Source organism: Pseudomonas syringae pv. tomato str. DC3000, from assembly GCF_000007805.1.
Lineage (GTDB): Bacteria > Pseudomonadota > Gammaproteobacteria > Pseudomonadales > Pseudomonadaceae > Aquipseudomonas > Aquipseudomonas avellanae.
In genome coordinates, this window is sequence record NC_004578.1 from 4,600,848 (window position 1) to 4,611,876 (window position 11,029).

Genomic DNA, 11,029 nt, shown 5'->3' on the forward strand with positions numbered 1-11,029 from the left:
GGAGTAGGCAAATGGCTTTTTTCGAGCACGATGACTGTTCACTGCACTACGAAGAGTACGGCCAGGGCGAGCCTGTTCTGCTGCTGCACGGCCTGGGTTCCAGCTGCCAGGACTGGGAGTACCAGATTCCGGTGCTGGCCAGCCACTACCGCGTCATTGTCATGGACATGCGCGGTCATGGCCGCTCCGACAAGCCACACGAGCGCTACAGCATTAAAGCCATGAGCAATGACGTCGAAGCGCTGATCGAGCACCTTCGGTTGGGGCCGGTGCACTTGGTGGGCCTGTCGATGGGCGGGATGATCGGCTTCCAGCTGGCGGTCGATCAGCCGCACCTGCTCAAAAGCCTGTGCATCGTCAACAGCGCGCCGCAGGTCAAGGTCAAAAGTCCAGGCGATCTGTGGCAGTGGATCAGGCGCTGGACCCTGTCACGCCTCGTCAGCATGGAAACCCTCGGCAAGGCGCTGGGCAAGCTGCTGTTCCCCAAACCGGAGCAGGCCGAGCTGCGGCGCAAGATGGCCGAACGCTGGGGCAGGAACGACAAACGCGCCTATCTGGCCAGCTTCGACGCCATCGTAGGCTGGGGTGTGGAGAACAGGCTGGGGCGTATCACCTGCCCGACCTTGATTGTTGCGGCTGAACACGACTACACCCCGGTGTCGCTCAAGGAGGCCTACGTCAAAAGCCTGCCCAACGCGCGACTGGTGATCATCAATGACTCCCGGCACGCGACGCCGCTGGACCAGCCTGAGCAATTCAATCGCACGCTGCTGGAATTCATCGCGGGCACTGGAGTCTGAAAACGTACGCTGCCTGTCCACGTGCAAGTCCATGCGCAAGCCGAGCGCCCAATACGCAGCGGATCTTGCGAGGCGCTGGGCAAAAAAAGCCAAACGTGTTTACCATGCTGGCCACAGTCGATATCTCTAACTGAAGGACGTGTTGCCACATGCTGAAAAAAATCGCTCTCGCCGCCTGCTCCGTGCTGTTTGCCGCCAACCTGATGGCTGCTCAAGACAAGGCCACGCATGTGGTACTCGATACCAGCTTCGGCCAGATTGAAATCGAGCTCGCCGACACCAAGGCGCCTGTCAGCACTCAGAACTTTCTGGGTTACGTAGACAGCGGCTTCTACAGCAACACCATTTTTCACCGGGTGATTCCGGGCTTCATGGTGCAAGGTGGCGGTTTCACCCAGCAACTGGTGCAGAAACCCACCAAGGACCCGATCAAGAACGAAGCCCAGAACGGTCTGCATAACGTGCGCGGCACGATTGCCATGGCCCGGACTTCGGATGTGAACTCGGCCACCAGCCAGTTCTTCATCAACACCAATGACAATGCCATGCTCGACAACGGCACCCGTGACTTCGGCTACGCGGTGTTCGGCAAAGTCGTCAAGGGCATGGACGTGGTCGACAACATCGTCAACGCCCGAACCGGCAATCAGAAAGGCATGCAAAACGTGCCAGTCGACCCGATCCTGATCAAGTCCGCCAAACGCGTCAACTGATCAGCAACCTGCACCGCATGAAGCCATATGGCTTCGTGCGGGCCGGACGGGAGAGCCTCCACTTATCAAGGAGAACCCACGTCGCGTGGGTGTGATAGCCAATGCTTTATCGTCGTTTTGAACAACTGATCGATATCTTCAAAGACGCCCCTACCGCTTCCCCGCCCAACACCGTTTTTGCGTTCTACCTGTACTACCTGCGTCAGGTATGGCCGACGTTTCTCGCGCTGTTGGTCGTGGGCCTGATCGGTGCGCTGATCGAGGTGTCGCTGTTCAACTACCTGAGCCGCATCATTGACCTGGCGCAAACCACGCCGCCGAAGGATTTTTTCAGCCTTCACGGCCCGGAACTGATCTGGATGGTAGTGGTGGCCCTGCTGCTGCGTCCGATCTTCGTCGGTCTGCACGACCTGCTGGTGCACCAGACCATCAGCCCCGGCATGACTAACCTGATCCGCTGGCAAAACCACAGCTACGTGCTCAAACAGAGCGTCAACTTTTTCCAGAACGATTTTGCCGGGCGCATTGCCCAGCGCATCATGCAGACCGGCAACTCGCTGCGCGACTCGGCCGTGCAGTCGGTGGACGCGCTGTGGCATGTGTTGATCTACGCGATCAGCGCCATGGTGCTGTTCGCCGAGGCTGACTGGCGACTGATGATCCCGCTGGGTACCTGGATCCTGGCGTTCATCCTCTCGCTGATGTATTTCGTCCCCAGGGTCAAACAGCGCTCGGTGGATTCGTCCGACGCGCGCTCAAAGCTCATGGGCCGGATAGTTGATGGCTACACCAACATCACCACCCTGAAACTGTTCGCCCACACCAATCACGAACAGCAATACGCGCGTGAAGCGATGCGTGACCAGACCGAAAAAAGCCAGCTGGCCGGCCGGGTCGTGACGTCGATGGACACCACCATCACCACCATGAACGGCGTGCTGATTGTTACCACGACCGGGCTGGCGCTCTGGCTGTGGACCCAGTCAATGATCTCGGTGGGCGCCATTGCGCTGGCCACAGGCCTGGTGATTCGTATCGTCAACATGTCCGGCTGGATCATGTGGGTGGTCAACGGTATTTTCGAGAACATCGGCACCGTGCAGGACGGCCTGGAAAGTATTTCGCAGCCTGTCACGGTCAATGACCAGCCCGGCGCTAAACCGTTGAAGATCGAGAACGGTGGCGTCAGGTTCGACGGGGTTGATTTCCATTATGGCAATGGCAACGGGATCATTCACAACCTCAACCTGGACATAAAACCCGGCGAGAAGATCGGTTTGATCGGGCCATCCGGCGCTGGTAAATCGACGTTGGTGAATCTGTTGCTGCGCATGTATGACGTGCAGGGCGGCAGGATTCTGATCGACGGCCAGGATATTTCCCGGATAACCCAGGAAAGCCTGCGTGCGCAGATCGGCATGATCACTCAGGATACTTCGCTGTTGCACCGCTCGATTCGCGAAAACCTGCTGTATGGCAATCCTGACGCGACCGATGAACAGCTCTGGGAGTCGATCCACAAGGCCCGCGCCGATGAGTTTATTCCGCTGTTATCGGACTCCGAAGGCCGTACCGGTTTCGATGCGCATGTCGGTGAGCGCGGCGTCAAGCTGTCCGGTGGTCAGCGCCAGCGTATCGCGATCACCCGCGTGCTGCTCAAGGACGCGCCGATTCTGATCATGGACGAAGCCACCTCGGCACTCGACTCGGAAGTCGAAGCGGCGATTCAGGAGAGCCTGGAAACGTTGATGCAAGGCAAAACCGTGATCGCCATCGCTCACCGCCTGTCGACCATCGCCCGCATGGATCGCCTGGTCGTCCTGGAAAAAGGCCAGATCGCCGAAACCGGCACCCATGCCGAACTGCTGGCCCGCGGCGGGTTATATGCGCGATTGTGGCAACATCAGACCGGCGGGTTTGTGGGGGTGGATTGAGCGTAGGCAGAATGCTGACCTCTTCGCCAGTCAGCCGTCGCGAGCAATGCGGATCGCTGCCTCGGGCGCTCCCACAGGAGCAGTTGATCGGTCAGTCTACGTGCCGATACGGCAACGCGCTCCGTGCTTGCTCGGCATACGCCATTATGCCCGCTCGCTCCTGCTCCAGAAACTCGCTCACAGCGTCTTTCAACCCTGGGTGCATCAGGTAATGCCATGAACGGGTGATCTGCGGTTCAAAGCCGCGGATCAGCTTGTGTTCGCCCTGGGCACCCGCGTCGAACCGTTGCAGGCCGTGGGCGATGGCGTAGTCCATGCCCTGGTAGAAACAGGTCTCGAAATGCAGACGGTCGAACTCGGCCAGACAGCCCCAGTAACGCCCGTAAAAGCTGTCGCCACCGATCAGGCTAAAGGCCATCGCCACAGGCCGTGAGCCCTGCAAGGCGATGACCACACGAATCGATTCAGGCATGCGCTCGGCCAGCAGGCTGAAGAATTCGCGGGTCAGGTAAGGCGCCTGCCCACGAATTTCGTAGGTATTGGAATAGCAGGCATAAACAAAGTCCCACAGCACTTCGCTCATTTGCCCACCTTCGAGCCATTCAAACTCGATGCCCTGCCCCGCCACTTGCTCACGCTCCTTGCGCATCTGTTTACGCTTGCGCGAACTCAATGCATCAAGAAAGTCCTGAAAGTCCCGGTAGCCACGGTTATGCCAATGGAACTGACAGCCAATGCGCTGCAGCCAGCCCGGTTGCGACTCAAGCAAGGCATCTGCGGCAGGGTCGGTGAAGTTCACATGCGCGCTCGACAGGCCCTCGCTCTGCAGATAGGCCGGCAGCTCGCTGAGCAACTCCCTACCGCCCTGTGGCGTTGCAGACAGAATCCGCGAACCACTAACCGGGCTGAACGGCACCGCCACCAACAGCTTGGGGTAATAAGCAATGCCAGCACGGCGACAGGCGTCTGCCCAGCCGTGGTCGAACACATATTCGCCGTACGAATGCCACTTTCGATAAGCCGGTAACGCCGCCACCAACTGATCGTTTTCGTAGTGCAGCACATGCTCGGCACGCCAACCGGAGCGCGGCCCGAGGCTGCCGCTGTCTTCCAGCGAGCTGAGAAAGGCATGGCGCAGGAACGGCTGATTGCCCGGCACCAGTGCGTCCCATTGGGCAGGCGCAACGGTGCCGAGGCTGTCGATGACGTGAACAGGCATGCAGGTTCCCCGATAAGCAGACAGGGTCAAGAGTATCCCTTATTGAGGCGCCATGTTCACCGCGTCAGCAATCTGCATGGAAAGCCTGATCGCAAACTCATTGAGTGCCTGCTCACGCTCACTGGAAATCAAGGCGATCCGATCAAGATACTGCTGGTCGGATTGCTGGTTCGCAGGCAATTCATCCAGAACGCTCAGACGCTCACTGAAAGGCCTCTTTACCACGTCGAAATCGGAGGCGTAACGAGCTTCCAGATAACTCATCCAGAATTCCCTGGCGATCAGCGACTCGAAAAATGCCTGGGTACTTTCGCGTGTGATTATTTCGCTGTGCGCGTCCTGCAAATCAGCGTCGGTGACCTTCGCGATATTGCTGAACAGCATGGTCTGGGCCTGACCGGGCAGATCAAGCCGGGCTTGCAGGCCGACACGGTAGGCCAACCGCACTTCGGCCTCATCGACCCTGTCGCCTTGATGCTGACGAAGAGCAATCTCGCGCAGTGCAATTTTTTCCACCTGATCCAGACGGTCCAGACTGCGCGTCATCTTGAACAGCTCCAGTGGCTGCGCGGCTTGCGGCGTGGATGACATGATCGAGAACACCCGCACGCGCACTTCCATGTCGCCAAAGACCAACGCCAGCCCATCGCCGCAAGTCTGCGGGTGAGCGGCAACATCGAATAGCTGGAGACGCAACTCCGTACTTGCAGAGGCAGCGTCTATCATCGCCCAGACTCGCCTGACGAGTGTTTCATGGTTATTTGAAAAATCAGCCGAGTGCGTCAGGTCGCTCAACATCTGGAAAAAGTCCGTAGAACCTGTACAGGCTCGCAGATCCTGCCAAAGCCGGTCACGGGCTTCCACTTGCTCACGATCCAGACCTGCAAGCCAGGGTGTACTGTCAGGCCCGGCCTCAAGCGCAGGACGGTTCTGGCCGACACCCAATCGCGGCCGGGTCCTGCCCTCGAGAAACAGTCGGATGCTGGCCATTGCTTGCGCAGTCAATGGATTGCCGCTCAAAAGCAGGTGAAGGCGAGTGGAGCCGAGGGAGCGCTCAATGCCATCAAGCTCCTCGAGCGATAATTCCGAAATACGATTATCGCGCACATCAAGACGAATCAAATCCGACCTGCGCCAATTCCACGCTGGCAACGTTTCAATACCTGTAGCACGCAAAAACAGCATACGTAACGAATTGAGATCCGCAAGACGCACCTGCGGCCCAAGCGGACAATAGTTGAGATTCAGAACCTCCAGTCGGCGCAGGTTCTGCAAAATGGCATTGGAGGCCTCTGTCCAGCCCAAGGGGTTATTTCTGAGTGACAGCTCTGTAAGCCGAGTCATTCTCCCTATCGACTCTGGCAGGGCCTGCAGTTCATTGAAACCCAGATTCAACGACCGCAGGTTAGTGAAGTTTTTCAGCAATGCATCCATGTGTGAATGGGGAAGCTGCATGTTCCACGCCTTCAACTCAGCCACATGGCCGAAGCTGGCGGTTATCTCCGGTATTACCCCTACTCGCAGATTATCCAGATCAAGCGAATAGCCCAGAAACTCACCCTGAAGACTTATGGAGTGATTACCGAGTCTTCTCCAGCAGCCGTGAATGCGCCTCGCCGCGACTTCCCTGGATGTGCGCAGCAAAGAGAATGGCGTTTCCGTTATCCACTCATCCAGGGTGGTTTGAAGGTTGCGTAATTCATCCCTGAGACCACGCAGCCTTTGCTTGACAAAATGGGGCAACTGCCCGGCCGACCCGGTATGTTCGGCCCGCAACTCATCAAGAAAACTCGCCACCTGATCAGCGGAAAAATCCGGGTATAAACTTTTCACTGCAAGCTCTGGCGAGTGATTGGACGAACCGATACCCAGTCGGCGAAAGAACCCACGCAAGCGACCGCTCAGAGGATAGCCGATACGGCCGTCAGGCAATCTGTGCGGCCATTTGATGCCAGGCTTGATCGGTTGCATCTGCAGGATACTCATGACGCGGTCGCGTCGTTCAGATGCAATACCGCCCAACAGACTGCGCAACTGCTGCTCTTGCGCATTCAACGGCAGATTGATAGTGAGGCGCACGTCATCAGGAAGAACGCTCAACAGGCTGCCGAAAAACCTCGGATTCCGTGCACCAAGAGACTCTCCCAAATGATTGAAGGGCTCAAATCCCTCTTCAGTTCTGACGAGAATCCGGTGCAAGGCGGTAGCCTTCTCGCTGGCAAGACTGCCTATCTCGTCTCCCTCCAGTGTGTCTTTGAGCAGATCGATTGATCTGTCACCGCCCCAGCCCGGCACGTATTGCAACAGGCCAAGTCCTGCGGCCTGAGTGTCGGGATTGTCGGTCGAACTTCTGTAGAAGCCCTCAAGGGCCCTGTTTATCCTCAGCTGCTGTTGATACTCACGGGCGTGCTCGGCAAGCTCCAGAGGGATACGCTTTTCCGATGTCATGCGGACCTTGTCAGCCTCGCTCGTCATGTCGAGGAGTTCAAGCGCGACGCTATCCGGCAAGCGGCTGAAATCGCGCTGTATCAACTGGACCAGCGGGTCGCTGCTGCGGGCTTTCAGCGCATGAACCCCATCGAGCAGCTGCTCTATATGGTATTGAGCATAATCGGCCAAATGACTTTTCAAGCCACGAAGCTGAACGACCTTGTCTGTGCTGCCGCTGCCCGTCAGACGAGTGATTTCGTCAGGCGTCAGGCCGTCCAGTAATTGGCCCAGAACCTGAGTCAGGTGCCGTGTCGGGCCTACCACATGAGATGAAAGTGTCATGTGCGCCCCCGCGTTCCAGGAATCCAGCAGGCCCCCTTCAGCATCGATCAATAACAGCCCCCGGGTCTTGTGCCAAAGCGGCGACGACACCAGCAGCTTCATCCATGGCTCGAGGTGAGAAACCGACACCGGCGACAGATCTTCGGCCTTGAGTGCATCAATACAGCTTTGCAGCTCCCGCTCGATTTCAACGCGCTGTACGGCATCTTTCAGCAAGGCCGGAGGCGGGAGGTTCTCGACATGTATCTGGCGCAGCAACGCCTCATTGACGCCGTTAATACCCAGCGTTTTGCGGATTTCCGCTTCGCTGAACGCTTCACACGTCGCGTTCAGACGCCTGAACGCCGTGACCTCATCCCAGCCCATGGGGTTTTCCCACTCATGACGCCAGGCGCCAGCGCCATTGTGTTCCAGCCTCGGCGAATACGAGCGCTCGTCCACCGGATGCTTGATTCGATAGTTTGCGTGATGGGCATCCGCCGCTACGCGATAGAGCTTGCCATCCAGAGGCAGCCAGGTCTTGCCATCAAATTCGTAAAGCCCGAGCGCATTGAGACTCAGCCCATCAGGCAACCTGACCGTATCGGCAAAAGCATCAACGGTCGGTTTGCCAAGGCGGATCGATCCATCGACGCTCTTCTGCACCAGGCTTTCGATGAACATCGACGGCTTGAGCCCGTTCACCGCGCCGATGACGGTGCCCAGGAGCAGCATCTGGGCGACGTTTTCGCCAATGTCATAAACATGTTGCATGGCCTCTTCCACTTCCCCGTGCGTCCAGTCTTCGTAGGCAACGAACGCTTCACTGGCAAGCTGATAGAGGGCGACCATAGCCATGACTTCGCCCAGCACCGGCACAAAGAATCCGGCCACATTGAGCAGATTCATGCCAGTGCTTTCCAGGCTTTCAAGCAGTGCATCGCGAGCCTGCTGATCCACCTGCGCGGAAGGCACCGCGATTGCCCGTGAGTCGCCGTAGGTTTTGGCCAGCAGGTGGTCATACAGCAACTGAAACGGTAGTTTTGAAAATGGCTGTGCCTGCAATACAAGGTCAGCGTTGACGTCCAGCGTGGCGTTCTGGGCCGGGTGTAGGCGTGACTTCAGCGTGGCAAAGAATTGCGGACTGCGGGTCAGACTGACAAAGCGGCTGAAATATCGACGATAACTGTCGCTGTCGAGCGCTTCCACAAGACTGGCGTTTAAGGCCTGGAGTGATGCGAACTGTTTGATCGGATGTGAAGGCTCGGAAGGCATATAGACAATGCAAGGCCCGCCATCAGGATCAGGAATGTCCTGCTGGATCAGCAGAGCGCCGTGCAAAAGGCAGCCCGAAAAAACGTAGGTATCGAGCATGTGTAACTGGCAACAGCGCACGCCCTTGCCATCCCATTCCGGGCGGTCGACGGACTTCACCATGCTCAGCAACATCTGGTAAGCCGCATCGGTGACATCGCCCTTCATCCTGGCAATGTGCGCGAGTACCTCGACGGCATCACGCTCACTGTCGATGAACGCGACGGCTACCGCCTGCTCAGCATCGGGAGTGGAAGGCTTGAATACACTGTCCAGATGGGACTGGTACTGGCTGCCCAGGTCCAGCTCATGGCAAAAATCAGCGAACTGCTCAAGGCTGATGTCCTGGCGGTCATGGTATTCCACCGTGTACCTGTGCTGGGTGCTGTCGATCAGCCAGTAACGCAAGCCACCTGTACGCAGAATGGCCGAGTGCGGATCGAAGCGGCTGCGGTTGCTGGCGGCAAAGTTCTGTAACGCTGCCTGCAAAAGCGTCTGCTCAAGGGGAGCCGGTTTCCAGGTGCTGTCGTAGCGCCAGGTCATCAGTTGGAAGTCTTCAACGTCCAGAGCAAATTTGAAACGTTCAAAAAACGCTTTCGACAGCACAGGCGCGGCGAACGTCTTTGCCGATAACAGGCGGTTGCGGATGGGTTCCAGCGCTTGGGCCGAACGCCGGGCTTTCTGCTGGCTGGCATGCAGTGCCTGGCGCAATGCCGCCGGTGCGCTCGAGTACCAGCCAGGTAAATTGGCCCTGATGAATCCGGCGTTCGGATGTTCGGCTTCAAACGGCTCAGAGTCGAGCTTGCGCGGGGTTATCAAGGAAACGGGCACGTCAGGCGATGCCTGTGTTTCAGGCGTGTTGTCGTGAGCAGTTAACATAGTCAATACCTAGGGTGGCTTCGTGAAAAGCCAACACCATAGAGACCCTATGACCTGCAAGTGACATAACGGGATATGACAAGTAGCGCTTGCCGCTCAAGCGCTACCCATCGAACGCGATCAGCGTTTGCGCAGAATCACGCTGCCAATCGAGTAACCGGCACCAAACGAACTCAGTACCGCCAGCGCGCCTTTCGGCAAACCATCCTGATAGGTATGAAACGCAATGACCGATCCGGCCGAGCTGGTGTTGCCGTAGGTGTCGAGAATCACCGGTGCTTCTTCGACCGTGGCATCGCGGCCCAGCAGCTTCCTGGTGATCAGGTGGTTCATGCTCAGGTTGGCCTGATGCAGCCAGAAGCGCTTCACGTCACTGATGTTGATGCCGTTGTCCTGCAAATGCGCGCTGACCAGCTCGGCGACCATCGGGCACACCTCACGGAACACCTTGCGGCCTTCCTGCACGAACAGTTTGTCCGGTGCGTTCTGGCCTTCATCTGACGTGCGGTTGAGGAAACCGAAGTTGTTGCGGATGTTGTTGGAGAATTTGGTCAACAAACGGGTGCTGACGATATCGAACTGAAAAGCCGACGTGGCGAGGTCTGCACGCTCGACCACCACCGCCGTGGCGCCGTCACCGAAGATGAAATGGCTGTCGCGGTCGCGAAAATTCAGGTGCGCGGTGCAGATTTCCGGGCTGATCACCAGCAAGGCGCGGGCCTGGCCGAGCTGCACGCTGTTGCAGGCGGCCTGAATACCGAAGGTGGCCGAAGAACAGGCGACGTTCATGTCAAAACCGTAGCCCGCAACGCCCAGCGCTTCCTGAATCTCGATGGAGATCGCCGGGTACGCTCGTTGCAGATTGGAGCAGGCGACGATAACGCCGTCGATATCAGCAGCCGTCTTGCCTGCGCGCTGTAGCGCCTGATTGGCTGCCGCAACACCCATCTGGCACAGGATCGACCATTGGTCATTGCCGCGTTCAGGCAGGTTGGGCTTCATGCGTTGCGGGTCGAGAATGCCCTGTTTGTCCATCACAAAGCGGCTTTTGATGCCCGATGCCTTCTCGATGAACGCGGCGCTGGACTCGCTGAGCGCTTGCACTTCTCCGCGCTCGATGGCGGCTGCGTTGTCAGCGTTGAACTGTGCAACGTAGGCATTGAAGGACTGCACCAGCTCTTCATTGGAAATGCTGTCGGCCGGGGTGTACAGGCCTGTGCCGCTGATGACGACGTTGTGCACGGTCGTTCCTCTTTTATTGAGTTGCAGGTAATGACCTGCTCAGGCACGGCATCTGCCAGCCCACACTTATTGGGACCAGCGTACCAGTGCGAAGGTAAAAGCTGCCCGCAAGCGGTAGCAGCGTTTCATGACACGGTGAAGACAAGCGCGGAGTGTGCCACAGAGCCCGGTTTTGGC

6 protein-coding genes are annotated in these 11,029 nt (G+C 57.9%); 3 read left to right on the forward strand and 3 right to left on the reverse strand.

Features of this window, described 5'->3' with window-relative positions; genetic code table 11:
* Positions 1-11 precede the first annotated feature (11 nt).
* From PSPTO_RS21190 to PSPTO_RS21200, 3 genes are all read left to right on the forward strand, one after another.
* The gene (locus PSPTO_RS21190) at positions 12-800 is read left to right on the forward strand and encodes an alpha/beta fold hydrolase (RefSeq protein ID WP_005764971.1); all 789 of its coding nucleotides are present in this window, start codon (positions 12-14) and stop codon (positions 798-800) included.
* 149 nt (positions 801-949) lie between these two features.
* Positions 950-1,513 carry a peptidylprolyl isomerase A gene (locus tag PSPTO_RS21195; RefSeq protein WP_005764969.1) on the forward strand — a complete coding sequence of 188 codons (564 nt, stop codon included), beginning with the start codon at positions 950-952 and terminating at the stop codon, positions 1,511-1,513.
* A 101-nt stretch (positions 1,514-1,614) separates the two neighbouring features.
* On the forward strand, positions 1,615-3,447 hold the full coding sequence (locus PSPTO_RS21200) for an ABC transporter ATP-binding protein (protein ID WP_007247023.1): 1,833 nt from the start codon (positions 1,615-1,617) through the stop codon (positions 3,445-3,447).
* A 91-nt stretch (positions 3,448-3,538) separates the two neighbouring features.
* Here PSPTO_RS21200 and PSPTO_RS21205 read toward each other — a convergent pair whose 3' ends face one another.
* The 3 genes from PSPTO_RS21205 to PSPTO_RS21215 all read right to left on the reverse strand — a co-directional run bounded on the left by PSPTO_RS21205 (position 3,539) and on the right by PSPTO_RS21215 (position 10,852).
* The gene (locus PSPTO_RS21205) at positions 3,539-4,666 is read right to left on the reverse strand and encodes a GNAT family N-acetyltransferase (protein ID WP_007247022.1); all 1,128 of its coding nucleotides are present in this window, start codon (positions 4,664-4,666) and stop codon (positions 3,539-3,541) included.
* 39 nt (positions 4,667-4,705) lie between these two features.
* The gene (locus PSPTO_RS21210; RefSeq protein ID WP_011104869.1) at positions 4,706-9,610 is read right to left on the reverse strand and encodes an NEL-type E3 ubiquitin ligase domain-containing protein; all 4,905 of its coding nucleotides are present in this window, start codon (positions 9,608-9,610) and stop codon (positions 4,706-4,708) included.
* A gap of 120 nt (positions 9,611-9,730) precedes the next feature.
* Complete coding sequence (locus tag PSPTO_RS21215; protein ID WP_011104870.1) at positions 9,731-10,852, reverse strand: beta-ketoacyl-ACP synthase III; 1,122 nt, start codon at positions 10,850-10,852, stop codon at positions 9,731-9,733.
* Between the last annotated feature and the right edge of the window lie 177 nt (positions 10,853-11,029).

Bases quoted from the DNA above. Each gene is read 5' to 3' on its own strand.
- PSPTO_RS21190 (WP_005764971.1), top strand. From the start codon at position 12: ATGGCTTTTTTCGAGCACGATGACTGTTCACTGCACTACGAAGAGTAC.
- PSPTO_RS21195 (WP_005764969.1), top strand. From the start codon at position 950: ATGCTGAAAAAAATCGCTCTCGCCGCCTGCTCCGTGCTGTTTGCCGCC.
- PSPTO_RS21200 (WP_007247023.1), top strand. From the start codon at position 1,615: ATGCTTTATCGTCGTTTTGAACAACTGATCGATATCTTCAAAGACGCC.
- PSPTO_RS21205 (WP_007247022.1), bottom strand. From the start codon at position 4,666: ATGCCTGTTCACGTCATCGACAGCCTCGGCACCGTTGCGCCTGCCCAA.
- PSPTO_RS21210 (WP_011104869.1), bottom strand. From the start codon at position 9,610: ATGTTAACTGCTCACGACAACACGCCTGAAACACAGGCATCGCCTGAC.